This window comes from Bradyrhizobium sp. UFLA01-814, assembly GCF_046718885.1.
Lineage (GTDB): Bacteria > Pseudomonadota > Alphaproteobacteria > Rhizobiales > Xanthobacteraceae > Bradyrhizobium > Bradyrhizobium elkanii.
Genome location: NZ_JAQOSR010000043.1, coordinates 1 through 22,964, shown reverse-complemented (window position 1 = coordinate 22,964; position 22,964 = coordinate 1). Strand labels below are relative to the sequence as shown.

Below are 22,964 nucleotides of genomic sequence, written 5' to 3'. Positions count from 1 at the left end.
TCTCACGATTTGCGGAAGCGGATCAGCGAGAAATGCCCCATCGGCGGCATCGGCCGGCGCTCCGCAAGGCTGACCCCGCCATGCTTCGCTGCCCAATTGGTCAACCGCTCCCACGGAAATTCCGGACGCCAGCCGAGCCGCCGCGCCAGCGGCGCGAAGGCAAGCTCGAAGACGCGGCGCGGGCCGCTCTCGGCGCCGATGTGATTGACCAGGATCAATTCGCCGCCGGGCTTCAGCACACGGATGAAATCGTCGAGCGTCGCCTCGGGATCCGGCACCGCGGTGATGACATATTGCGCGACCACCGCGTCGAAGAACGCATCCGGAAACGCGAGATTCTTGGCGTCCATCACCGCCAGCGCCTCGACATTGCTGAGTCCCTGCGTGCGCACGCGTTTGAGCGCCCGCCGCAGCATCGGCTCGGATATATCGACGCCGCATAGTTTCGTGGTGCGCTTGTATTCCGACAGCGACAGCCCGGTGCCGACGCCGACGTCGAGCACGCGTCCGCCGATCCGGTCGGCCTCCGCGATCGTCGACTGACGGCCCTGATCGAACACCTTGCCGAACACCAGATCGTAGATCGGCGCCCAGCGGCCATACGCCTTTTCGACCCCTTCGCGGTCGATGTCCCCAGCCATTCCCCTGCCCCGAAGTTACTCTTGTTTGCGCATGATCGTCGCGGAAAACCGGTCCCCACTTTTCCGGATCATGCGCTATCCGCGAACCGCTTCTGCAATCGGCGCCATCGCATCCTGCGTCGCGGCCCGTATTGCGCGGCTTGCGCTTGCACTCCTAATGAAGCCGCCGCCGAGCACACGCGCCTGCCCGGAGGCTGCGTCGTAGAACACGCAGGCCTGGCCGGGCGACACGCCCTCCTCGCCGGCGACGAGCTCGACCTCATAGCCGCCATCGACGGCGCGCAACCACGCCGGCTGCGGCGCGCGCGTCGAGCGCACGCGGACATAGATCTCGATGCCCTCGCCGATCACGCGATCCAGCGCGCCGTCGCCGATCCAGTTGACGTCGCGCAGCGCGATGCGATCCATCCGCAGCGCCTCGCGCGGCCCGACCACGACACGGCGCGTCGCCGCATCGAGCTTGACCACATAGAGCGGGCTGCCGGAGGCAATGCCGAGCCCCTTGCGCTGGCCGACGGTGAAATGAACGATGCCCTGGTGCTGGCCGATCACATGACCGTCGAGATCGACGATGTCGCCCGGCGCGATCGCGTTCGGCTTCAGCCGTCCGATGATGTCGGTGTAGCGGCCGGTCGGCACGAAACAGATGTCCTGGCTGTCCTGCTTGTCGGCGACCTCGAGATCGAAGCGCCGCGCCAGCTCGCGGGTCTGCGGCTTGGTCATGTCGCCGAGCGGGAAGCGCAGGAAGTCGAGCTGCTCGCGCGTGGTCGCGAACAGGAAATAGCTCTGGTCGCGATCGGCATCCGCGGCGCAAGTGAGCGAGCGCGATCCGTCGGCAAGCCGCCGCGAGGCGACATAGTGGCCGGTGGCAAGCGCCTGCGCCCCGAGCTCGCGCGCGGTCGCGAGCAGATCGCGAAACTTGACCGAACGGTTGCACTCGATGCACGGCACCGGCGTCTCGCCGAGCGCGTAGCTGTCGGCGAAATTGTCGATCACCGATTGCTTGAAGCGGCTTTCGTAGTCGAGCACGTAATGCGGGATGCCGATCCGCTCGGCGACATTGCGCGCATCGTGGATGTCGCGGCCGGCGCAGCAGGCGCCCTTGCGATGGGTCGCGGCGCCGTGGTCGTAGAGTTGCAGCGTGATCCCGACCACGTCATAGCCCTGCGACTTCAACAGCGCAGCCGTCACCGACGAGTCGACGCCGCCGGACATGGCAACGACGATCCGTGTGTCTTCAGGGCGGCCTTCGAGATCCAGACTGTTGAGCATCTTTAAGCGGTCATTGGTCACTGTCGCGGCGAGCTTATGCGCTCCGCGACGATATTGGAAAAAGCCTTTTGTCCAGAGAGCCTTAGAACACGTCCAAGCCGGTTCGGTCGGTTCGGACGCGTCGGAGGCCACCTTTAATATAGGCCGTATTCCGGTGAGGCAATCCGGCGGAAGCTGTGCCGTGCCGCGCGTGGACGGCAAATCTTGCCGCCGGGCAAAAAGGAGACCCGCCGGGAACCCGCTCCAGCCGGCCACGACAGCCAGCAACCATATGAAATAACTCATTATTTATTACCATCCGTGGTTGGCCCACTCCTTGCTGACAAAACGCCGGAAGTCTCATTTGCGAGGGTTGGCAGTGGTCAGCGTCACGTCGGAAGCATTGGCAGGCCGGTCTTTTCAGGGCGCGACGCAGCGGTCGTCGCGGCCCGATTCCGCTTCGCAGGCGGGGAACGACGGCTTTGCCGCGCTGGTCGACAGCAACACTGCGTCCACAAACGACAGTCGCTACGACTCCGAGCCGGCGCCCTCGCGGCGGTCCGACGATTCGGCCTCGACGACAGATGCACGCTCCCGCGACAACAGCACGGCCCCTGACCGGACGTCGCGAGATGCCGCCAGCTCGCGCGATGACAACAAGGTCGACAGCGACAGCGACGCGCCGCCCAAGACCAAGTCGAAATCGAAATCGGACGACTCGAAGTCGAGCACCGATACGCAGTCCACCGATGACAAGACGTCTGCGACCCAAGCCGCTGTGCAGCCGGACACATCCGGGGCCACGACTGTCAATGCCGTGATCGCGGCCGCGGCCGCTACACCGGCGACCGCTCCGACCGCGACAACCGCCGCGCCGTCGGACCAGCCCACAGCACCACTGGCGATCGCGGCTGCGGCCATCGCGGCAAGCTCGGCCATCGCCGGCGCGGGTGCCGCCGCCGGCACCGGTGCGCCAGCCGGCGCCGACACCGCAACGGCGGCGGCCACCACGGCGAACGCCGACAAGGTCGCCAAGGCGGCCGGCGTCAAGACCGACGCGCAAATCATCACCACCACCGATGCGACGACGGTTCCGGGCGCCGCGACGGCGACCGGCGATGCGGCGCTCGCCGCCACGGTTGCCGCCGGAACGCCCACCACGAAGACGACGACGCAGGCCAAGGCGCAGGTTGCCACGGCGGACGCAGCCGCGACGGCCCCTGCCGATCAGGACGGCGCAGCCCAGGGCACCGCGCAGGGCGCGCCGACCAACATCGTCCCCGCAGTCGCGCAACCGACCGCCGTCGCCGGCAAGGCGAAGGCCGCCGCGGACGGCGCGGCCGATGCCATCAAGTCGGATGCCAAGGGCGACGGCAACGCCGCGCCGACAGTCGGCGGCCAGGCGGCTGCGCAGTCCGCGCTCGCGACGCCCGATTCCAGCGCGCAGGCGGCCAATACATTCCAGGCTCAATTGGCGACTACCCAGACGACACCGTCTGCGACCGCGCAATTGACCGTGACCAACGCCGCGCAAAGCGCCGCCGTGCCGCTCAGCGGGCTTGCGATGCAGATCGCCGCCTCCGCCAAGAGCGGCAAGAGTCGCTTCGAGATCAGGCTCGACCCCGCCGAGCTCGGCCGCATCGACGTCCGCATCGATGTCGATCGCAACGGCCAGGTCACCTCGCATCTCACCGTCGAACGCCCGGAAACGCTGTCGATGCTGCGCCAGGACGCCAACCAGCTGCAGCGCGCGCTCGACAATGCCGGCCTCTCGACCGGCAATGGCGGATTGCAGTTCAGCCTGCGCGACCAGTCGCAGTCGGGCCAGAACAACAATGGCCAGTCCAATCCGAACGCCCATCGTTTGATCGTCACCGAGGAGGACAGCGTTCCCGCCGCAGCGGCGGGCCGCTCCTACGGCCGTGCAACCGGCGCCCTCGGCGGCGTCGATATCAGAGTGTAAGGAGTTCACCATGGCAGTCGATGCAACCATGCCGACGCCCGTCGTCTCAGCACCGGGCACCAGCAACGGAACGAACTCTGGAAGCAGCAGCGGCAGCGGCCTGACGACCTCCTCGCAGGGCATCGCCGACAATTTCCAGACCTTCCTGACACTGCTGACCACGCAGTTGCAGAACCAGAACCCGCTCGACCCGCTCGACACCAACCAGTTCACCCAGCAGCTGGTGCAGTTCGCCGGCGTCGAGCAGCAGCTGAAATCCAACGATCAGCTGAAGTCGCTGATCGAGATCGAGAAGAGCGCGCAGTCGACCCAGGCGCTGGTCTATGTCGGCAACACGGTCGCGGTCGACGGCAGCAAGACGCAGTTCGACAAATCCGCAACCTGGAATCTGGTGTCCCCGCAAGCCACCAGCGCCACCATCACGATCACGAGCTCGACCGGCCAGACCGCCTATTCCGGCAATTTCAGCCTGAAGCAGGGCAATGCCAGCTTCGTCTGGGACGGCAAGGGCAACGACGGCACGCAATGGCCGGCCGGCACCTACACGCTGACCGCCACCGGCAAGGATTCCAAGGGCAACCCGATCGCCATCTCGACCGAGGTGCAGGGCGTCGTCGATTCCGTCGACCTGACCGCCTCCCCGCCGCTGCTCTCGATCGGCGGGCAGACCTACACCACCGACAAGATCAAGCGCGTGGTGCGCGGGGCGACTGGCTCGAGCTGAGCACATTACCACGATCCGTAGCTGCGCGTTGAGCGGGCGACCGCGCTCACCACAATCACCAATGTCGTCCCTGCGAAAGCAGGGACCCATACGCCGCAGCGGGTGTTGAGAAGGGGACTCGTCGTCCCAGCATCGTTCAACAATCAGCATTTGTGGTTATGGGTCCCTGCTTTCGCAGGGACGACACCGAATATGTGGTTCGGCCGGTGAGTCAAACATCCGCATTCTCGCGACATGATTTGCCCGAGCTTTGCTGTTCGTTCCGCCTTCTCTGTTGTAGAGGGCGCAGGGAAAGCCGGGTGCCGATCGCGAGGGTTCCATGCTATGATCATGTCAATTGGCTGCTTGCTGTGGGGCTCGACAATGCCGATCAATCGCTTGCTGAAGACGGGCGAATACACGCCGGAGCAAATCGATCTCTTCAACAGGGCGTTCAGCCTGGCGCTGCATTCGATGGGTCTGGTCGATCGCAACGATCCGCTTTGCGAGATCGTGGCCCGCAAGGTCATCGAGATCGGTAAGACCGGCGCCCTCGACGCGAAGGGGATCGCGCAAGCGGCTGTGGCCAGCATCGGTCTCTGATCGCGGCCGACGCGGTCGATGGCCGCTGACCGAACGGCGCTTGCCCTGCGGATCAGGCGTTCCGGCTGAGCGCGGGCCGCCGCCGTTCCTGGCGGCCCGCCGTCAGAGTGGCCTCACTCGACTTCCTGCACGACCGTACGGGTGTCGGGATCGACCAGCATCACGCGCTGGCCGGTATAGACATAGCGATATCTGGTGAGCGACGGGCCCCAATCGGCAGGCACCGCTTCAAGCTCGACCTCGCGCGGCACAGGCGAGCCGACGACGATCCTCTCCCGCGTCTCGACGGGACGGATCTTGTGTTCGGTCACATAGCTGTGGATTCGCGTACGGTACTGCGGCTCGATCTGCACGGTGGCGGCATGTCCGGCGCCGGTCGTGCCGACAATCGTGCTCTGGGCGAAAGCGCCGGTCGACGCCAATACGGCGGCAACAGAAATCAGAACCAGCTTTTTCATAACGTCCTCCTCACCGCTCCATGCGGCGTTTCGAGAACCGCGACAGAATGGCAATGTTCCTAATGGAGGAGCCCGATCAATCGCGCCGCCGGCACGCCCCTCGCGCCAAGGCGTTCATCCGGGAATGGTCGTCTTGTTCGGCTGGTCCGGTGTTGGCGCGTCCGGACTTTCGCTCTCCGCATTCAGCTCGACCTCGGCCGCGTGCCAGAACTCCTTGTCCCTGCCGTCGGGCTTTCCGGCCTTCTCCCAAAGCTGTCGCGCGTAATTGCGGATTTGCTGTTCGGTGGCCATCTCATTCCTCGGGAATTCCGAGCTCCTTGCGAACCGTCACGGCGGAGTCACCGACCTTCTCGACGGCTTTACGCAGCTGTTCGCGCGACACGCCGAGGGCATGCGTCCAGCATCTCACCTGACGCAGATCGTGCACGTTGATCTTCGATCGATCGAACTGCTCTTTCCTGGTCAGGCGTTTCGTCACCGGACTTCTCGCGTCAGCCGTTCGGCCCGAGCTTCGGCCGTTGCTGGCGATCCAATCTTCCGGACAGTTATTTGTTCCTTTCCCGGATGAGTGGGCTGTCACCTCTCGGAGGAACATTATTCGCGAGCGATACTTCAGTCGTGAGAGATGAACAAAGGTGAGCCATGACAAGCATTGCAGACAGGATCGGCGGACGGGTCAAGCAGCTCATCGCCGAGATCATCAACGATGGCAGGCTTGCCGAGGAAGGCGCGCAGCAGATCAAGAAGGCCGAGAACGCGCCGCCGGCGAAGCCGTTCGGCAATTTGGACAAGCTGACCTAGATGCCCAGATATTTCTTCCATCTCGCGGGCGACATCCCCGCACATGACGTCCTCGGTCACGACTGTGCCGACGACAAGGACGCCAGGGATCACGGCAGCTTCATCGCGCACCGGATCGGGACTGAAAAGCCGGAGATGGTTCGCGACGGCAACTTCATTTCGGTTCGCGATGAGGGCGACAGCGAACTCTTCCGCATCCCCCTGGCTTCGACGAACGTCTGACGGTGAACGGTCGTTCTCAGCTCGGCCCGCCGCATGGCGCTCTCAAGGACGCGGCCAGGACAGACACGCCGCGCCGTTCAATAGGAACAAACGCCGCCGAGCGTGGTTCGGACCTGCACCAGGGTTTGAAAACACCATTTGCACAAATGAAACGCCGCAATCGCTTCAAGCAAACCACGACGCTCGCATACCGCCTCATTCAGCTGGAAGAGGCGGCCCGCATGAGGGCCTCGCACCTGCCTCCCGGCACCGAGCGGGAACGACTTCTCAAGAAGGCCCGCGAGGCCGAGCGCGCCGTCCAGATCGAAGAATGGCTCGCCACTCCGGGAGCGGAGCCGCCGCCGTAGCGCTTCGATTCACATAAGTTGGTTCGATTCACATAAGCTAATGCGCGCATTGCCCCGAGAGGCGATCGAGGCTGGAGTCTCGACCCACCGTCGGGTTCTGACCTAACCAGACTTGCAGCCGGCTCCAACCCACCCTGCCCTCCGCTCCGGAGCGGTCACCCCCAAGGCAGCATCTCGCGCCCATCCCGATCAGGACGGCGTGGCTCAGTGGGAGCCCTTTCGTGCGAGCCGAACACCGCGCGGCGAATCGCCGAAACGGGTTCGGAACAGACGGTTGAAATACGAAACATCCGAGAAGCCGACCTCGAGCGCGATATCGGAAATTCGCCGACGGCCGGCATCGGACTCGGTGAGCAATTTGAGCGCCCGCTGGAGCCGCAATTCATTCATGCGCTCGGTGAATGATGGTCCCGATGACGCCATCAGGCGCTGCAGATAGCGCGACGAGATGCCCTGGCGACGTGCAACCGCCTGAACGCTGAGCCCGGGCTCCTGAAAGTGAGTGGCAATGTAGTCGAGCACTGCACTGTGCCGCGCGGCGACGACGGCGCTCGCGCTGCTCTCGCCCAGTGCAGGACACTCGCCGATTGCGAGCGCGACGAGATCGTGGATATGGGTCACGACCGTATCGCGAAGCTTCGGTGCGCTCAGCGCTCGCGTTCTAAGCACCGATTTCAGATATGAGGTGAATAATCGGAATGCTTCTGTCCGGTGCAAAATCGGCCGCATGGCCAGGCCTTCGACGTCGGTCACGCGCTGCGCAAGCGCCTCGCGCGGCACGGCCAGACCGAATTGCGACCCGTCGATATAGGTGACGCTGACGGGCTCGGAGTGCAGAATTGCGATCGCATCGCCGGCGCGAAGGTCGGCTTCCCGGCCACGCTGCGATAGCTGACTTTTGCCCGGAGAGCAGAAAATCACGCCGATGGAGTCATCGCCATCGGCAAGGTTCGCTTGCAAACGCTTGAAGCGCATCGACGTGCCTTTCAGCGCCAGCATGCGCAAACCCTGGACCGCCCGCAGCGACGCATCGGCCTGGAAGGCAATGTCCGATAGCGGCTCGATATCGGCGTGCACAATGCAGCGGCCAAAGTGCTCGCGCCATAGCGGGATACGAATGCGTTCCGGAAGGTCGCGCGTCGAAAATCGATACGATGCGAAATTGGCTGCGTCCGTCGGCATGGGGACCTCCAGCCTTCACAAAACACCCGAATGAAATGCTGCGGCACACCACAGTCGGTATCTGCATTTTGCGATTCACGCACCGGCGTTCGTATGACCGGTGCGCATCAGTCCAAGAAGCCACGCTATCGGTCTGATAGTCTCGTTCGCCTGTGATTGATAGTGATGTGAACTGGTTCACTTGGTGATTAGAATATTAGGTGTATAATGCTTATGAAAATCGCGGCGAAATTTCTCCTTTAAGAAGACGCGGTCGCGATCGCTCTATTTATAATTGCTGCCATCGGATTCGTTTCAAACATTCCGGGCAGCGTGCAAGCGCAAATCAGTGTCATGCCCCTGTACGCGGTTTCCTGGCTAAGACGCCACGCGCAGGCCATTCAGTAGAACGACTGACATCGATTTTGGTTGCGTCGGACTGCCTGCGGCACTGTCGGTTATCGCCGCCGGTTGAAATGGTCGAAATCTGTCACGTGGGAAAGTCAACCTAAGTGATCAAGAAGGCGTTCGATCATGTCCACCATATTCGACATGCTTTATCATGAGTACTGTCGTGCCCGCCTCGCCGAAATGCGAAAGCAGCATTTGTTGCCGGCCATCGGCGAAATCGTGCAGGCTCCGTCGGAGGAAAGCGATCCTCCCGGCCCCCGTGATTGCGGTTGGCCGGCGGAAGCGCCGCCAACCCTCGGGTAGCTGGAGCGCACCGTCATACAGGTTGGCCGGAGGCTAGTCCGGCACGCGCACGCCTCGGAGCATCCGAGCCTCTCATCGACCCATGTCCGATGAGGCCGCGCGGGCACGCCGGACAGATCGACAGATGCACGATCGAACCCGCAGCTCGAAGCGATTGCTCGGCGAGATTCCGCCGGAGTTCAGATCGACCGGTCGCGACCCGCGCATCGATGTCTGTCGCGGGATCGCGTTATGGTGGATCTTTCTCGATCACATTCCAGACAACGTCGGAAGCTGGCTAACCCTGCGCAACTACGGCTTCTGCGATGCCGCCGAAATATTCATGTTCATCTCGGGCGTCACCTGCGCACTGGCCTACGGCAGGGCGCGTCAGCGCGACGGCTGGCGCGGCATGATCGGCCGTTCGCTGCGACGGGGATGGGATATCTATGCCGCGTTTCTGCTGCTGACGCTCGCCTGCGCGATCCTCGTCTACCTCGCGGGCAGCGATCGTCTCGCCGACGACAGCAATACGCGGGTTCTGTTCGAACGTCCGGGCGCAGCGCTTGCGCACGCCGCAGTGCTGCAATTCCACCCCGTCAATACCGACGTCCTGCCGGTCTTTGTGATCTGTCACGTGTTGTTCGCACCGCTGCTGTGGCTGCTGCTGCGAGCGCCCAACCTGGCGCTTGGCCTTTCGCTGTTGCTTTATGCGCTGGTGCACGTCTTCGGCTGGAACATTCCTGCCTGGCCCGAAGGCGTCTGGTTCTTCAACCCGCTGGCCTGGCAGCTTCCGGTCGTGCTGGGCGCATGGTACGTCATCGAGGGAAGGACCATCCAGGGATGGGTGACGTCGCGCCCCGCACTTGTTCTGTCCGCGCTCTATCTTGTGTTCGGCCTGGTCGTTGCGCTCGGCCACGGCATCAAGCCGCCGCTGCTGCCGCAGGCTCTGACCGATCTGCTGTTTCCAATGGACAAGTCAAATCTGAGTCTGTTGCGGCTGCTGCATTTTCTGGCGCTTGCAATCCTGGCGTCATGGCTGGTTCCCGCGGGCTGGCGAGGGCTGTCGACGCCGATGCTGCGTAGCGCGAGGCGTTGCGGCGAGAACTCGCTGCCGATCTATTGTCTCGGCGTCCTGTTGGCGCTCGCCAGCCAATGTGACCTGTTCGACATCTCGAACCGGCTCTCGATGCAGATCGGACTCAGTCTTGCCGGTGTCCTTGTAATGGTCGTGTTCGCGACGCTACTGAACACGCTCAGCACCAAGCGCGCGCGGCAGCCCAACGTCGATGCCGTCATGCAGGAATTGATCCCGAGCGTGGGCGATCGGGGCATTCTCGACGGTCGTGGCGCGCATATCCACTAGGCCGCGTCGAATGGCCTGGCGCCAAGCGGCCCCGGGAGCGTATTGCGGTGCCCCGGGGCCATTCATCATCGTGTGCGGGACAAGCCGATACTCTCCCACGGCCGGTCAACGCCGACACTCAGCTCGACTGCTGCGCGGCGTCGAGGATCAGCCGCGCGATCGCGTCGGGCTGCGAGATCAGCGCGAGATGGCTGGCCTTCACCTCGATCGTGGTGGCGCCCATCCGCTTGGCCATGAAGCGCTCGAGATCCGGATTGATGGTGCGGTCCTCGGTCGAGACGGCGTAGTAGCTCGGCTTGCTGCGCCAGGCCGCATGGCTGGTCTTGCCGGCCAGCAGCTGCTTGTGGAACGGCTGCTGCACGGCATAGAGCACCTTCGCCTTCGCCTCCGGCAGGTCGCCGGCGAAATCGCGCAGGAACGCTTGTTCGCTCAGCCGGCCCTCATCGCCGTCGAACACGATGCCGGCGCTCGCGGGCGGCGTCGGATAGGTCTTGGCCAGCGCGGTGTAATCCTCGTCCGCATCGGGTGCGCGCGCCGCGACATAGACCAGCGCCGAGACATTCGGATGCACGCCGGCCTCGGTGACGATCATGCCGGAGAAGGAATGGCCGACCAGCACGGTCGGACCATCCTGGCGATCGAGCACCCGCTGCGCGGAGGCAACCGCTTCGGACAGCGTGGTCAGCGGATTTTGCACCGACGTCACGTTGAGCCCGGCCGCCTGCAAGCGCGGAATGACCTCGGACCAGCAGGAGCCGTCGGCGAACAGGCCGTGCACCAGCACGACGTTGCGCGCCTTGACCGGCGGCGTGGTGGCGGCCATGCCGCGCGTGGACACCAGTGAAGCCGCGGCTCCAGCGAGCAAGGCGGTCGAGAAGGCGCGTCTGTTCATCATCATGTTACTGCTCCGTTGTCTGTATGGTGAGTTGAAAATCAGAGAAGCGCGTCCACCTGCGGTGAACGGACAATTTCTCCTACGCGCGCAAAGGCCTCGTGGTTACGCTCGATGCTGTCGTGATCGTAAAGATAGTTGACCATGATGCCGAAAGATTCCGCCATCGCACGATCGGCCGTGTTGCCGAGCCAGTTGATCCGCTCCAATCGGGCACCGTTGCCAAGATGGAAGCGCGCCACCGGATCGATGCGATTCCCGGACGCCGGCGAGCGCGTGAGATATTGCGCGCACAGCCTCATCAGGACCGGACGCCAGGTCTCGCAGGTCGCCGCGTCGTGCCACCAGCCTTCGCGGTCCAGCTCGCGCAGCATCGCGACGTCATTGCCACCGGATTGCGGCTGCTGGCCGAGCCAGCGCCGGAAGCCCGGGATCGGTGACAGCGTGGAGAAGCGCTTCAGCTGCGGGAATTCCGTTTGCAGCTCCTCGACCACCTGCTTGATCAGGAAATTGCCGAACGACACGCCGCGCAGTCCGTCCTGGCAATTGGAGATCGAATAGAAGATCGCGGTGTCGGCATGCGTGGCCCTGAGGCCTGCGCTGTCTTGATCCGCGTCCTGCACCAGCAGCGGCGGGACGGCGGTGGCCAATCCCTGTACCAGCGCGACCTCGACGAAGATCAGCGGCTCGCCGGGCAGCGCGGGATGGAAGAAGGCAAAGCAGCGGCGGTCGGGCGCAAGGCGGCGACGCAGATCGTCCCAGCCCTCGATCTCGTGCACCGCCTCATAGGCGATCAGCTTCTCGAGCACGGCGGCCGGCGACTGCCAGTCGATGCGGCGAAGCTCGAGGAAGCCGCGATTGAACCATGAGACGAACAGATGCTTGAGATCGGCATCGAGCAGCTTCAGCTCCGGTTCGGAGCCGAGACGGCTGGCGATCTCGCTGCGCATCGCGATCAGGCTCGCCGTGCCGCCGGGCGCCATGTTCATCCGCCGCAACACCTCCTGCCGCGGCGGATCGGCGGCGTCGGCCAAAGCGGCCGCGGCCGCCGCCGTGCCGTCGGCAAGATAACGCTTCGCCGCATCCCGCAGCGCCGCCGCGTCGGGCTGAAACGCGCTCGCCAGATAGCGTTGAAAGCCGTGCCGGCCGTCGGCATCGAGCGCGCGCATGGTCTGCTGCAATTGGCGCGCGATCAGGGCGCCCGACGCTTCGCCGCGCTCGGACAACAGCGCCGCGGCGAGCTGCCTCGCTTGGTCGAGCGAGGCCGGTGGGCTGCTCGGGATGTGCTCGGCGTGGGTCATGGAAGCCTCCTTCTAGCGGCGGAATTTGGCGGGCGGCGCGTAGAGGCCGCCCGATGCGGCGACGAGGTCGTCGATCGATTTCGCGGCGAGCCAGTCGCGCGTCGCCGTCGCGACGTCGAGGCCGAGATCGGACGGCAGCATCACGATGCCGCGGCGGCGCAGGCCGTCGGTCGTCCCGGCGTCCTGCCGCCGGCCGAACTCGGTGTCGCCGGCGACCGCGCGCAGGGCGGCCTCGCGCTCCTGCGGCGAGCGGCAACGCAACAGGTTGCAGACGCCGCGCTCGGTGATCACGTGGGTGACGTCGTCGCCATGGATCATGACGGGCGGCAGCGCGAAGCCGGCCGAGGCCGCGAGGTCGAACGCGTCAAGGCGCTCGACGAAGCTCGGCGCGCCGTTCGGCTGACGGGTCTGGACCATCTGCACCACCAGCTTGCGGCCGCGCAGGCGCTCGCCTGCTTCCTCGCCGGCGCGCAGCCAGGCAACGCTGTCGTGGCGCCGGCCGCGCGGATCGGCGCCCATGTTCGGCGCGCCGCCGAAGCCGGTGATGCGGTCCTTGGTGGCGGTCGAGCTGTTGCCCTCCGGATCGATCTGCAAGGTGCCGCCGACGAACAGATCGCAGGCATATTGTCCGGCGACCTGCGCCAGCGCGCGGTTGGAGCGCAGATTGCCGTCGGCGCCGACCGGAAACACATCGGGACGGCTGGCGACATAGCGCTCCATGCCGAGCTCCGAGCCGAAGCAATAGACGTTGTCGACGAAGCCTGCTTCGATCGCGGGGATCAGCGTCGGATGCGGGTTGAGCACGAAATTCCGTGCGACCTTGCCCTTCAGCCCGCGCCCGGCGGCAAAGGTCGGCAGGATCAGCTCGATCGCCGCGGTGGCATAGCCGATGCCGTGATTGAGCCGTGTCACCTGATAAGGTTCATACACCGCTGCGATCGCCATCATCGCCATCAGGACGTTCTCGTCCCTGACCTTGGCGGGATCGCGCGTGAACAGCGGATCGATCGCATACGGCTTCGGACCGGGCACCACGACATCGACCCAGTCGCCGGGGATATCGACGCGCGGCAGACGATCGACGATCTCGTTGACCTGCGCCACGACGACGCCACCGCGGAACGCCGCGGCCTCGGCGATGGTCGGCGTGTCCTCGGTGTTCGGACCGGTGTACAGATTGCCGTCGCGATCGGCCTTGTCGGCAACGATGAGCGCAACCTGCGGCGTCAGGTCCACCAGCATCCGCGCGTAAAGCTCGAGATAGGTATGGATCGCGCCGATCCGCAGCGCCTTGGCGGCGACGAGTTCGGCGAGGCGGCGGCTCTGCGGGCCGGCAAAGGCGAAGTCCAGGCGGTTGGCGATGCCGCGTTCGAACACCGCGAGATGATCGGGAAGCGCGAGCACCGACTGCACCATGTGCAGATCATGCACCCGCGCCGGGTCCACCCCGGCGAGGCACGCGGCGAGGAAATCCGCCTGCTTCTGGTTGTCGCCCTCGAGCGCCACCCGGTCGCCGGATGCGATGACCGCCTCCAGCAGCTCGATCGCGCAGTCGGGCGGACAGACCTTTCCACTCGTGCCGCAGACAGCTCGCGCGCGCGCCAGGCGCGCCGTGCGATCGGTTCGTTGTGTCGTCTCCGACATGATGGCCTCTCCTTGCTTGATCATCTGAAGCGAAGCTAGGCGGCCGGCATTGATAACAGAAACGATATTCTATAATATGATTGATTACGAATATGGATTAATCGATGCTCGACCTCGAACTTTTGCGGGCCTTCGTCGCGGTCGCCGATTGCGGCGGCTTCCACCGCGCCGCCGAGCAACTGCATCTGACCCAGTCGACCATCAGCCAGCAGATCAAGCGGCTCGAGCTCGAGACCCGGCGGCCGCTGTTCCGGCGCACGACGCGCAGTGTCGCATTGACCGACGAAGGCGAGATGCTGCTCGGGGATGCGCGGCGTTTGCTGCAGCTCGAGGAGGCGGCGCGGCAGCGGCTGGTGGCGCCGCGGCTGTCCGGCTCGGTCTGTCTCGGCGTGGTCGAGGAAGTCGCCGGTGGCTCATTGCCGTCGGCGCTGGGCCGCTTCGCCGCGCTGCATCGCGGGGTCAAGCTCGAGGTGCAGATCGGCGTCAGCGCCGAATTGATCGAGCAACTCGATGCGGGCCGGCTCGATCTGGTGTTCGCCAAGCGGCCGCTCGGAACGTCGAAAGGCCGCCTGGTGTGGCGCGAGCCGCTGGTGTGGACCGCGGCGGAAACGTTCGATCTCGTTCCCGGCGCGCCGCTGCCGCTGGCGCTGTACCGCGAACGATCAGTGTCGCGCGACGCCGCGCTCTCCGCGCTGCGCGACGGTGAGCTCGGCTGGGAGATCGTCTATACCAGCCCGAGCCTGACCGGCGTCCGCGCCGCCGCCGTCGCGGGACTTGCCGTCACCCCGCTGCCGCTCAGCGCGGTCACCACCGGCCTGCGCATTCTCGGAATTGGCGACGGTCTGCCGCCGCTTCCCGATCTGGAATTCGCCATCTATGAGAAAAGACGGCCTGACAAGGCCGCGGAAGCTCTCGCCGATGCCTTGCTGACGCTGGCGCGCGGTCCCCTGCGCCCCACGATCTGAGCGCGCCGAACCGCGAACTGCGCCGCGCGCCGGTCTGCCTGCCGGCGGGCAGCCCCCCTGTTCCCGGCCGTTCCAACGAGATTCGTATTGAACGCTTGGGCTTAGGCAAATTTTAAACCGGGAGGCGTAGCTTACCCCTTGCGAGTTCAGTGGTTGAGAGTTTGTGAGTACGCCATGACAGAACCCCATCGCCCGAGGGTGAAATACGTCATCGGGCCTGACGGCAGCCCGTTAACGATTGCGGATTTGCCGGCCCCCGGTACCAAACGGTGGGTCATCCGCCGCAAGGCCGAAGTCGTCGCTGCGGTCCGCGGCGGCCTGCTCTCCCTCGAGGAGGCCTGCAGCCGCTACACATTGACCGTCGATGAATTCCTTTCCTGGCAGTTCTCGATCGACCAGCACGGTCTGGCCGGGCTGCGCACCACCCGCATTCAGCAATATCGGCAGTAATTCGGCGCCGATCCTGTGGCATTTGACGAAAACCGGCCTCGCCCTGCGAAGCCGGTTTTTTTCATGTCCGCGATTTTGCCGCGGTCCTTAACCTTCGTTAACCATATGGAAACCATACCCTAGGCAATATTTGCCCAGTCGGACCCGCGCGGGCCGAATCCCTGGGGGCCGTTGGTGCAAAGTCTGGTTGCTTTCCTGAGAGGTCTTGGTGCGGCCCGCCTCGCGGCCATGGTTGCGGTCACCGCGGCCCTGATCGGCTTCTTCGCTTTCGTCATCATGCGCGTCACGACGCCACAGATGACCACCCTCTTCACCGACCTGTCGACCGAGGATTCCTCTGGAATCATCAAGGAGCTGGAGCGCCAGGCGATCCCGTTCGAGCTGCGCAATGACGGCGCCGCGATCATGGTGCCGAAGGACAAGGTGACGCGGCTCAGGATGAAGCTCGCCGAGGGCGGCATGCCCAAGGGCGGCGGCGTCGGCTACGAGATCTTCGACAAGTCGGATGCCTTGGGCACCACGAGCTTCGTCCAGAACATCAATCATCTGCGGGCGCTGGAGGGCGAGCTCGCCCGCACCATCCGTGCCATCGACCGCGTCCAGGCCGCGCGCGTCCACCTCGTGCTGCCGGAGAAGCCGCTGTTCTCGCGCGAGACGCCGGAGCCATCCGCCTCGATCGTGCTCAGGGTGCGCGGCGCGCTGGAGCCGCAGCAGATCCGGGCGATCCGCCACGTCGTCGCCTCCGCGGTCAACGGGCTGAAGCCGCAGCGGGTCTCGATCGTTGACGAGGCCGGCCAGCTGCTGGCCGACGGTGCCCAGTCCGATGCCGACGCCGCGGTCGGCGACGAGCGCCGCGCCGCCTTCGAGAAGCGGATGCGCAAGCAGGTCGAGGACATCGTCTCCTCGGTGGTCGGCGCCGGCCGCGCCCGCGTCCAGCTCTCCGCCGACTTCGACTACAACAAGATCACCCAGACCTCAGACAAGTTCGACCCCGAGGGTCGCGTGCTGCGCTCGACCCAGACCCGCGAGGAATCGAGCCTCACCGCCGACAATTCCGGCCAGGTGACCGTCGCCAACGAGCTGCCGGGCAGCCAGAACCAGGACAATGCCGCCCGCACCCGCGACCAGAGCAAGAAGAGCGAAGAGACCAACAATTACGAGATTTCCCGCACCACCAAGACCGAGGTGACCGAGGCCGGCCGCGTCAACCGCATCTCGGTCGCGGTGCTGGTCGACGGCAGCTACTCCAAGAACGAAAAAGGCGAGCTGATCTATCAGGACCGCACCAAGGAGCAGCTCGACCGCATCGCTGCGCTTGTCCGCTCCGCGATCGGCTTCGACCAGAAGCGCGGCGACCAGGTCGAGGTCGTCAACCTGCGCTTCGCCGAGCCGCCCGCCGCGCAGCCGATCGCCGAGCCGACCGGCCTGCTCGGCATGCTGCAATTCACCAAGGATGACGTGATGTACGTCATCGAGCTCGGCGTCATGATGATGCTCGGCCTGGTCGTGCTGTTCATGGTGGTCCGTCCGCTGGTCAAGCGCATCGTCGCGGCCGACGTCATTCCGGCGCTGACCGGCGCGGGCATGCCCGCGCTGGCGGAAGCCCATGCCGAGAGCGCCGCAACGCCCGGTCAGGCGCTGATCCCGAGCGGCGGCGGCGCGGCGCAATTGATCGACGTCGCCCAGATCCAGGGCCAGGTCCACGCCCAGGCCGTGCACCGGGTCGGCGAGCTCGCCGAACGCAATCCGAACGAAACCGTCTCCATCGTCCGTCAATGGCTGAGCGAGCCGGTAGAGAACTGACATGGCCGCCGTACCCCAGACCACCAACGCCAACGACATCGCCACCGTCCTCTCGACGCTGGCAAACCGGCAAAGCGCCCGGCCCAAGGGCAAGCCGCTGCCCGGCCCAAAGCGCGCGGCGATCCTGATGCTCGCGCTCGGCGAGCAGTATGGCGGCAAGATCTGGTCGATGCTCGACGACGAAGAAGTCCGCGAGCTGTCGGTCCACATGTCGACCCTCGGCACCGTCGAGGCCGACGTGGTCGAGGACCTGATGCTGGAATTCGTCTCGCGGATGTCGGCCTCCGGCGCGCTGATGGGCAATTTCGACGCCACCGAGCGGCTGTTGCAGCAATACCTGCCCGCCGAGCGCGTCTCCGGCATCATGGACGAGATCCGCGGCCCCGCCGGCCGCAACATGTGGGAGAAGCTCTCCAACGTGCAGGAAGAGGTGCTCGCCAACTACCTCAAGAACGAATACCCGCAGACCATCGCCGTGGTGCTGTCGAAGCTGAAGCCGGAGCACGCCGCGCGCGTGCTCGCGATCCTGCCCGAGGACATCGCGCTCGACGTGGTCGGCCGCATGCTGCGGATGGAGGCGGTGCAGAAGGAAGTCATCGAGCGCGTCGAGCAGACGCTGCGCACCGAATTCATGTCGAACCTGTCGCAGACCCGCCGCCGCGACGCCCATGAGGTGATGGCCGAGATCTTCAACAATTTCGACCGCCAGACCGAGACCCGCTTCATCACCTCGCTGGAAGAGGAAAACCGCGAATCCGCCGAGCGCATCAAGGCGCTGATGTTCACCTTCGACGATCTGATCAAGCTCGATACCGCCTCGGCCCAGACGCTGATGCGCAACATCGACAAGGACAAGCTCGGCGTCGCGCTGAAGAGCGCCAACGAGGAGGTGCGCAGCTTCTTCCTCGGCAACATGTCCTCGCGTGCCGGCAAGATGCTGATGGACGACATGGCCGCGATGGGCCCAGTGCGGCTGCGCGATGTCGACGAGGCGCAGGCGCTTCTGGTCAACCTCGCCAAGGACCTCGCCGCCCGCGGCGAGATCACGCTGACCAAGAACCGCGCCGACGACGAGCTGGTGTATTGATGGCCGCACCCGCAAAATTTCTGTTCGACACGGATTTCTCGGCGCCGGACCGCGCGCGCGAACGCGCGCCGACGCCGGCCGAGGTCGCGCAGAAGGTCGCCGACGCCGAGGCGCGGGCCTATCGCGCCGGCTACGAGGCCGCGCTGCGCGAGGCCAAGGTCGAGAGCGACCGCCGCGCCGCGCAGGCGCTGGAGGAGATCGGCACCGCGATCAAGGGCATCGCGGCGCGCTTCGCCGGCATCGAGACGCGGATGGAGACCGAGGCCGTGGACGTCGCGGTGGCGGTCGCCCGCAAGCTTTGTTCCGAGCTGATCGCGCGCGAGCCGCTCGGCGAGATCACCGCGCTGGTCTCCGACTGCTTCTCGCATCTGGTGGCGACGCCGCATCTCGTGGTCCGCATCAATGACGCGCTCTACGAGGCGGCGCATGACAATATCGAGCGGATGGCGGCGCATTCCGGCTTTCAGGGCCGGCTGGTGATCCTGGCCGAGCCGACGATTGCGACCGGCGACTGCCGGATCGAATGGGCCGATGGCGGCGTCGTGCTGGAACGCGCCGCGATCGAAGGCAAGATCAACGAACTCGTCGGGCGCTATCTGGCGTCCCGCGGCCAGGCCGGCTGAAGGCGATTGAGGGCTGAACCATGAGCGACACCGACACCCAAGTCCCGCTTCCCGATCTCAACTCCGCCGAGGCGCCCGGGATCGACGACATCGGCTACAACGAGGATGAGCATGCCGCGCGCATCGCGGCCGATCTCGAGGCCGTGTTCGACGTGCCGGTGCAGGTCTCGGCGGTGCTCGGCCGCTCCAAGATGGACGTTGGCGACCTCTTGAAACTCGGACCGGGCACCGTGCTCGAACTCGACCGCCGCGTCGGCGAGGCGATCGACATCTACGTCAACAACCGCCTGGTGGCGCGTGGCGAAGTGGTGCTGGTGGAAGACAAGCTCGGCGTGACCATGACCGAAATCATCAAGGCGGAACGCTCTTAATAACTCAGGCGGTAGCGCGCGGGACCTGCGCGACCAGACGAACAGGAGATCATCATGCGGCTTCTCATCGTTGGCACCCTGAAGGGCCAGCTCACGACCGCGACCAAGATCGCGATGGACAACGGCGCCTCCGTGACCCACGCCGAGGCCGCCGAACAGGCGATGAACGTGCTACGCGGCGGCAAGGGCGCCGACCTCCTGCTGGTCGACGTCGGTCTCGACATCCGCGACCTCGTGATGCGGCTCGACGCCGAGCACATCCACGTGCCGATCGTCGCCTGCGGCATCTCCAACGACGCCCGCGCCGCGGTCGCCGCGATCCATGCCGGCGCCAAGGAATACATCCCGCTGCCGCCGGATCCCGAGCTGATCGCAGCGGTGCTGGCCGCGGTCGCCAACGACGCGCGCGATTTGATCTACCGCGACGAGGCGATGGGCCGGGTGATCAAGCTGGCGCAGCAGATCGCAGGTTCGGACGCCTCCGTCATGATCACCGGCGAGTCCGGCACCGGCAAGGAAGTGCTGGCGCGCTACGTCCATTCCCGCTCGGCCCGCGCCAAGCGGCCGTTCATCTCGATCAACTGCGCCGCGATCCCCGAGCACCTCCTGGAATCCGAGCTGTTCGGCCATGAGAAGGGCGCCTTCACCGGCGCGGTGGCGCGCCGCATCGGCAAGTTCGAGGAAGCGACCGGCGGCACGCTGCTGCTCGACGAAATCTCCGAGATGGACGTTCGGCTGCAGTCCAAGCTGCTGCGCGCAATCCAGGAGCGCGTGATCGATCGCGTCGGCGGCACCAGGCCGGTCCCGGTCGACATCCGCATCATCGCGACCTCGAACCGCAACCTCTCGGAGGCGGTGCGCGAAGGCACCTTCCGCGAGGACCTGCTGTTCCGCCTCAACGTCGTCAACCTGAAGATTCCGCCGCTGCGCGACCGCCCGGCCGACATCCTCGAGCTGGCGCAGCATTTCGCCAGGAAATATGCCGAGGCCAACGGCATGCCGGTCCGTCCGATCTCGACTGATGCCCGCCGCGTCCTGACCGCGAACCGTTGGCAGGGCAACGTCCGCGAGCTCGAGAACACCATCCATCGCTCGGTCCTGATGGCGCAGGGCGACGAGATTGGTGCGGACGCGATCCTGACCCCCGACGGCGACCGGCTTGACCTCGCCAAGACCGCCCCCGCGGTCGCGCACGCGACGCTTGCCGCCGAGCAGGTCACCCGCGCGCTGGTCGGCCGCACCGTCGCCGATGTCGAGCGCGACCTGATCCTGGAGACGCTGAAGCACTGCCTCGGCAACCGCACCCATGCGGCCAACATCCTCGGCATCTCGATCCGCACGCTGCGCAACAAGCTGAACGAATATGCCGACGGCGGCATCCCGATTACCCCGGCCGGCAATGGCGCGCCCGACTATCAACGGATCGCGAACGCCGGCTGAGGACCGCGAGCGGCAGGGTGCTCCTGCCGCGACTAAAGGCAATTGCGCCTGCGAGTGCTCACCATTGAGCCCGGCAGGCATATCGGCATGCACAGCCACAAGGACCGACCATCGGTTGTTTATTTCCTGCAGGGCGCGGACACAGTTACCCGCGATGATGGCAGTTCGCAGACCTTCCACCCGGGGGACACGACCGGTGAGCCCGGGACCACGTTGCATTGGCATAAGAATGATGGAAAGGACGACATCGTCCTTGTCACCGCCGACATCGTCAAGGCGGAGCCATCCAAATAGGGCGCCGCAAACAGTTAGAAGCTTCCGTTCTTGATCGCGATGCTCCGTGCTTGCGCAGCTGACCGAGTTTTGCTGCGTATTCTCAATTTCGGCGAGATCCCCTTATGGAAGATGGCAAGCGGCGTCTGCTTTGGCGCGGGATGTTCCTTTTTCTGCTTGGCTTGCTGACCGGCTTCGTTGAAGCGAGCTTTCAAAACCAACGCATGGGACTTGCGGCACATCTTGAAAGTGTCATGAACGGCACGTTTGTTATTGCGCTGGGCGCCATATGGTCCGAAGTGAAATTGCAGACGCGCCAGAAAGCGATAACTTATTGGACAGTGCTGTACGGCACGTATGGCAATCGGGCCTTCACGACCCTGGCGGCGATCTTTGGGACGGCCGCGCTTTCGCCGATTACCGCTGCCGGTCACAGCGGTCGGCCATGGCGAGAAGCGCTTGTGACGCTTGGGTTCATCTCTGTCGGGCTGACCATTGTATTGGCTTCAGTCACGGTGCTGTGGGGACTGCGAAGGTCTGCGGTAAGTGAGGCCGGCCTATGGTCGACGGTCGAGGACGGCTTAGTCCGGTTTTGGCCCGAATCCGACGAACTCGAAGACTTATCTCAGGGTCGTCTGACAGGGATAAACCGGACCTCGACCGCGCCGGCCGCCAATTCCGTGTCTGCCCCTCCGAAAAAGGGGTAAAGTGCCCCAGGGTCACATCCGAGGAGCAACAACATGACCCTACAAATCGCCGAGGTAATTCCCACCAGGTTCGACCGGCGTGTCTTCGCGATCATGGGCAACACGATGCCACCCCGAGATCCTGATGACGACGAAGAGGGCGAAGAGCAAGACGACGAAGAGAACCGAACCGACGAACCGCCGGTCGTGCGCGAGCCGGACGAAGACTGAGCAGGATGCTTATGATTGTCGTAGCCTGAGCTTCGGAGAACGTGATCCCCAGCCTACGTGCAGCGCGCTGGCGCGTCCGGCGGCTTTCAAGGTCGTTCTAATTCCGAGAGCAGCGGGCAGACGTTGAACGGACCGCGGTTCCCGGCGGAGCAACCTGTTGGCGTTCACTGGTGCAGGAGGAGAGCATGACCCTCATATGGCTTGGTGTGCTCCTTGTTTTCGGCGGCGTGCTCCAGATGGCGTATCAGCCAATCTGGCGAGGCCGATTCAGCGGTGGAAGGTGGCTTCGCTCGGGGCGTGACACGCTGGAACCTGAAAGACCGGGTAGCGGTTTCGGCATCAAATCGAATTGGCCTGGACTTGTGATGGTCGCGCTTGGCGGCGCTTTCTTGCTAGCAGGAGCTGCCGTCTGAGTTGGACGAATGTCTCAGGCGATGCCCGTTATCTAGCCCGGCCATGTGCTAGAGCCATGTCTGCGACCTCCGGCGACGTCCGCTATTCCGCTGCTATGGGCGGGCAAGCGGACATCAGTCGTCCCCTTACCCTACCGATTTATGAGTACATGGCCTGCCGCGCCTCACGAATAGCTTGGGGCGTCGGGCTTGCGGAAGATCCGGATCGGATCGCCGGGCGTGACGTCGCGACCGGTGAACGTCACATAGGCATAGAGCGCGAGATAGGCGACGGCGATCGCACCGACGAGATAGAACAACCAGGTTCCCACGCGCTTCATCGAACGGTCACCTCTCCGAAACATCCGCGCCATTTAATGCGCCGATTGGGAAAGCGCCACGGCCAACATGCCGCGCCGGCCTCGGCGCCGTTCATCCCTTGAATCTTGCGGCAGGTTGCCTTATTCAATCTCTTATTGCGTTTACATTGTTAGACAACTGGAGAGTGATATGGCCCTTTACGCGCAGACCAGCGGCACCCTGTCCACGACTTCCGCGACTTTAACGCCGATGCAAGGCCTCAGCCTGACGATTCCG

General features: G+C 64.8%; 28 protein-coding genes. 18 read left to right on the top strand and 10 right to left on the bottom strand.

The annotated features are described in order from the left end of the window. Positions 1-2 precede the first annotated feature (2 nt). Positions 3-641 carry a class I SAM-dependent methyltransferase gene (locus PMN64_RS15520; RefSeq protein ID WP_028333443.1) on the bottom strand — a complete coding sequence of 213 codons (639 nt, stop codon included), beginning with the start codon at positions 639-641 and terminating at the stop codon, positions 3-5. 75 nt (positions 642-716) lie between these two features. Beyond that, positions 717-1,913, bottom strand: coding sequence for a tRNA 2-thiouridine(34) synthase MnmA (gene mnmA / locus PMN64_RS15515; protein ID WP_304497105.1), 1,197 nt, complete (start codon positions 1,911-1,913; stop codon positions 717-719). Between the two features lie 358 nt (positions 1,914-2,271). On the opposite strand from mnmA, the gene PMN64_RS15510 reads away from it, so the two are divergent. The 3 genes from PMN64_RS15510 (at position 2,272) to PMN64_RS15500 (ending at position 5,161) form a co-directional block, all read left to right on the top strand. Next, positions 2,272-3,855 carry a flagellar hook-length control protein FliK gene (locus PMN64_RS15510; protein WP_411781245.1) on the top strand — a complete coding sequence of 528 codons (1,584 nt, stop codon included), beginning with the start codon at positions 2,272-2,274 and terminating at the stop codon, positions 3,853-3,855. 10 nt (positions 3,856-3,865) lie between these two features. Next, positions 3,866-4,579, top strand: coding sequence for a flagellar hook assembly protein FlgD (locus PMN64_RS15505; RefSeq protein ID WP_069276532.1), 714 nt, complete (start codon positions 3,866-3,868; stop codon positions 4,577-4,579). A gap of 363 nt (positions 4,580-4,942) precedes the next feature. Then, positions 4,943-5,161: a hypothetical protein gene (locus tag PMN64_RS15500; protein WP_137483592.1), complete on the top strand. Its 219-nt coding sequence runs from the start codon at positions 4,943-4,945 to the stop codon at positions 5,159-5,161. Between the two features lie 113 nt (positions 5,162-5,274). On the opposite strand, the gene PMN64_RS15495 is transcribed toward PMN64_RS15500, so the two are convergent. The 3 genes from PMN64_RS15495 to PMN64_RS15485 form a co-directional block, all read right to left on the bottom strand. Further along, the gene (locus PMN64_RS15495; RefSeq protein ID WP_028333446.1) at positions 5,275-5,619 is read right to left on the bottom strand and encodes a DUF1236 domain-containing protein; all 345 of its coding nucleotides are present in this window, start codon (positions 5,617-5,619) and stop codon (positions 5,275-5,277) included. A 114-nt stretch (positions 5,620-5,733) separates the two neighbouring features. Continuing rightward, complete coding sequence (locus tag PMN64_RS15490; RefSeq protein WP_155258709.1) at positions 5,734-5,910, bottom strand: DUF2934 domain-containing protein; 177 nt, start codon at positions 5,908-5,910, stop codon at positions 5,734-5,736. A 1-nt stretch (position 5,911) separates the two neighbouring features. Next, the gene (locus PMN64_RS15485) at positions 5,912-6,097 is read right to left on the bottom strand and encodes a DUF3606 domain-containing protein (RefSeq protein WP_028343468.1); all 186 of its coding nucleotides are present in this window, start codon (positions 6,095-6,097) and stop codon (positions 5,912-5,914) included. A gap of 164 nt (positions 6,098-6,261) precedes the next feature. Here PMN64_RS15485 and PMN64_RS15480 point away from each other — a divergent pair, with 164 nt between their 5' ends. The 3 genes from PMN64_RS15480 to PMN64_RS15470 are packed head-to-tail and all read left to right on the top strand — an operon-like array spanning position 6,262 to position 6,989. After that, positions 6,262-6,420: a hypothetical protein gene (locus PMN64_RS15480; protein ID WP_196238219.1), complete on the top strand. Its 159-nt coding sequence runs from the start codon at positions 6,262-6,264 to the stop codon at positions 6,418-6,420. Next, positions 6,421-6,642, top strand: a complete 222-nt coding sequence (locus PMN64_RS15475) for a DUF6894 family protein (protein ID WP_411781244.1) — start codon at positions 6,421-6,423, stop codon at positions 6,640-6,642. It begins immediately after the preceding gene. 2 nt (positions 6,643-6,644) lie between these two features. Then, positions 6,645-6,989 carry a hypothetical protein gene (locus PMN64_RS15470; RefSeq protein WP_369525541.1) on the top strand — a complete coding sequence of 115 codons (345 nt, stop codon included), beginning with the start codon at positions 6,645-6,647 and terminating at the stop codon, positions 6,987-6,989. Between the two features lie 204 nt (positions 6,990-7,193). Here PMN64_RS15470 and PMN64_RS15465 read toward each other — a convergent pair whose 3' ends face one another. Further along, positions 7,194-8,171: a helix-turn-helix domain-containing protein gene (locus PMN64_RS15465; protein ID WP_411781243.1), complete on the bottom strand. Its 978-nt coding sequence runs from the start codon at positions 8,169-8,171 to the stop codon at positions 7,194-7,196. Positions 8,172-8,684: 513 nt separating this feature from the next. Between PMN64_RS15465 and PMN64_RS15460 the strand changes: the two genes are divergently transcribed. Both PMN64_RS15460 and PMN64_RS15455 read left to right on the top strand, forming a co-directional pair. Further along, positions 8,685-8,864 (top strand): hypothetical protein, encoded by a 180-nt coding sequence (locus PMN64_RS15460; protein WP_100213586.1) that lies wholly within the window; start codon positions 8,685-8,687, stop codon positions 8,862-8,864. Positions 8,865-8,988: 124 nt separating this feature from the next. After that, positions 8,989-10,209 (top strand): OpgC domain-containing protein, encoded by a 1,221-nt coding sequence (locus PMN64_RS15455; protein ID WP_411781242.1) that lies wholly within the window; start codon positions 8,989-8,991, stop codon positions 10,207-10,209. 118 nt (positions 10,210-10,327) lie between these two features. Here the strand turns inward: PMN64_RS15455 and PMN64_RS15450 are convergent, their stop codons facing one another. Genes PMN64_RS15450 through mdcA form a run of 3 tightly spaced genes read right to left on the bottom strand, consistent with a single transcriptional unit; the run spans position 10,328 to position 14,070 of the window. Continuing rightward, complete coding sequence (locus PMN64_RS15450; RefSeq protein WP_411781241.1) at positions 10,328-11,107, bottom strand: alpha/beta fold hydrolase; 780 nt, start codon at positions 11,105-11,107, stop codon at positions 10,328-10,330. 35 nt (positions 11,108-11,142) lie between these two features. Then, the gene (locus tag PMN64_RS15445) at positions 11,143-12,402 is read right to left on the bottom strand and encodes a malonyl-CoA decarboxylase (RefSeq protein ID WP_411781240.1); all 1,260 of its coding nucleotides are present in this window, start codon (positions 12,400-12,402) and stop codon (positions 11,143-11,145) included. Between the two features lie 12 nt (positions 12,403-12,414). Further along, positions 12,415-14,070: a malonate decarboxylase subunit alpha gene (gene mdcA, locus PMN64_RS15440; RefSeq protein WP_411781239.1), complete on the bottom strand. Its 1,656-nt coding sequence runs from the start codon at positions 14,068-14,070 to the stop codon at positions 12,415-12,417. Between the two features lie 80 nt (positions 14,071-14,150). On the opposite strand from mdcA, the gene PMN64_RS15435 reads away from it, so the two are divergent. The 10 genes from PMN64_RS15435 to PMN64_RS15390 all read left to right on the top strand — a co-directional run bounded on the left by PMN64_RS15435 (position 14,151) and on the right by PMN64_RS15390 (position 21,975). Then, positions 14,151-15,011, top strand: coding sequence for a LysR substrate-binding domain-containing protein (locus PMN64_RS15435; RefSeq protein WP_411781238.1), 861 nt, complete (start codon positions 14,151-14,153; stop codon positions 15,009-15,011). 174 nt (positions 15,012-15,185) lie between these two features. Next, positions 15,186-15,461, top strand: a complete 276-nt coding sequence (locus PMN64_RS15430; RefSeq protein WP_002714638.1) for a DUF1153 domain-containing protein — start codon at positions 15,186-15,188, stop codon at positions 15,459-15,461. 174 nt (positions 15,462-15,635) lie between these two features. Then, positions 15,636-17,264, top strand: coding sequence for a flagellar basal-body MS-ring/collar protein FliF (gene fliF, locus PMN64_RS15425; protein ID WP_411781237.1), 1,629 nt, complete (start codon positions 15,636-15,638; stop codon positions 17,262-17,264). A gap of 1 nt (position 17,265) precedes the next feature. Continuing rightward, complete coding sequence (gene fliG, locus PMN64_RS15420; protein WP_018273552.1) at positions 17,266-18,351, top strand: flagellar motor switch protein FliG; 1,086 nt, start codon at positions 17,266-17,268, stop codon at positions 18,349-18,351. Then, positions 18,351-18,974, top strand: coding sequence for a FliH/SctL family protein (locus tag PMN64_RS15415; RefSeq protein WP_018273553.1), 624 nt, complete (start codon positions 18,351-18,353; stop codon positions 18,972-18,974). Before fliG ends, PMN64_RS15415 begins: the two co-directional genes overlap by 1 nt. 20 nt (positions 18,975-18,994) lie before the next feature. After that, on the top strand, positions 18,995-19,345 hold the full coding sequence (gene fliN / locus PMN64_RS15410; protein WP_016844340.1) for a flagellar motor switch protein FliN: 351 nt from the start codon (positions 18,995-18,997) through the stop codon (positions 19,343-19,345). Positions 19,346-19,399: 54 nt separating this feature from the next. Continuing rightward, the gene (locus PMN64_RS15405) at positions 19,400-20,785 is read left to right on the top strand and encodes a sigma-54 interaction domain-containing protein (RefSeq protein ID WP_411781235.1); all 1,386 of its coding nucleotides are present in this window, start codon (positions 19,400-19,402) and stop codon (positions 20,783-20,785) included. 54 nt (positions 20,786-20,839) lie between these two features. Further along, positions 20,840-21,079, top strand: a complete 240-nt coding sequence (locus PMN64_RS15400; RefSeq protein WP_304497119.1) for a cupin domain-containing protein — start codon at positions 20,840-20,842, stop codon at positions 21,077-21,079. Between the two features lie 104 nt (positions 21,080-21,183). Continuing rightward, on the top strand, positions 21,184-21,765 hold the full coding sequence (locus tag PMN64_RS15395) for a hypothetical protein (protein WP_411781234.1): 582 nt from the start codon (positions 21,184-21,186) through the stop codon (positions 21,763-21,765). Between the two features lie 33 nt (positions 21,766-21,798). Then, positions 21,799-21,975: a hypothetical protein gene (locus tag PMN64_RS15390; protein WP_304497120.1), complete on the top strand. Its 177-nt coding sequence runs from the start codon at positions 21,799-21,801 to the stop codon at positions 21,973-21,975. Positions 21,976-22,552: 577 nt separating this feature from the next. Here PMN64_RS15390 and PMN64_RS15385 read toward each other — a convergent pair. Further along, positions 22,553-22,708 carry a hypothetical protein gene (locus PMN64_RS15385; protein ID WP_304497121.1) on the bottom strand — a complete coding sequence of 52 codons (156 nt, stop codon included), beginning with the start codon at positions 22,706-22,708 and terminating at the stop codon, positions 22,553-22,555. Positions 22,709-22,964: the final 256 nt, after the last annotated feature.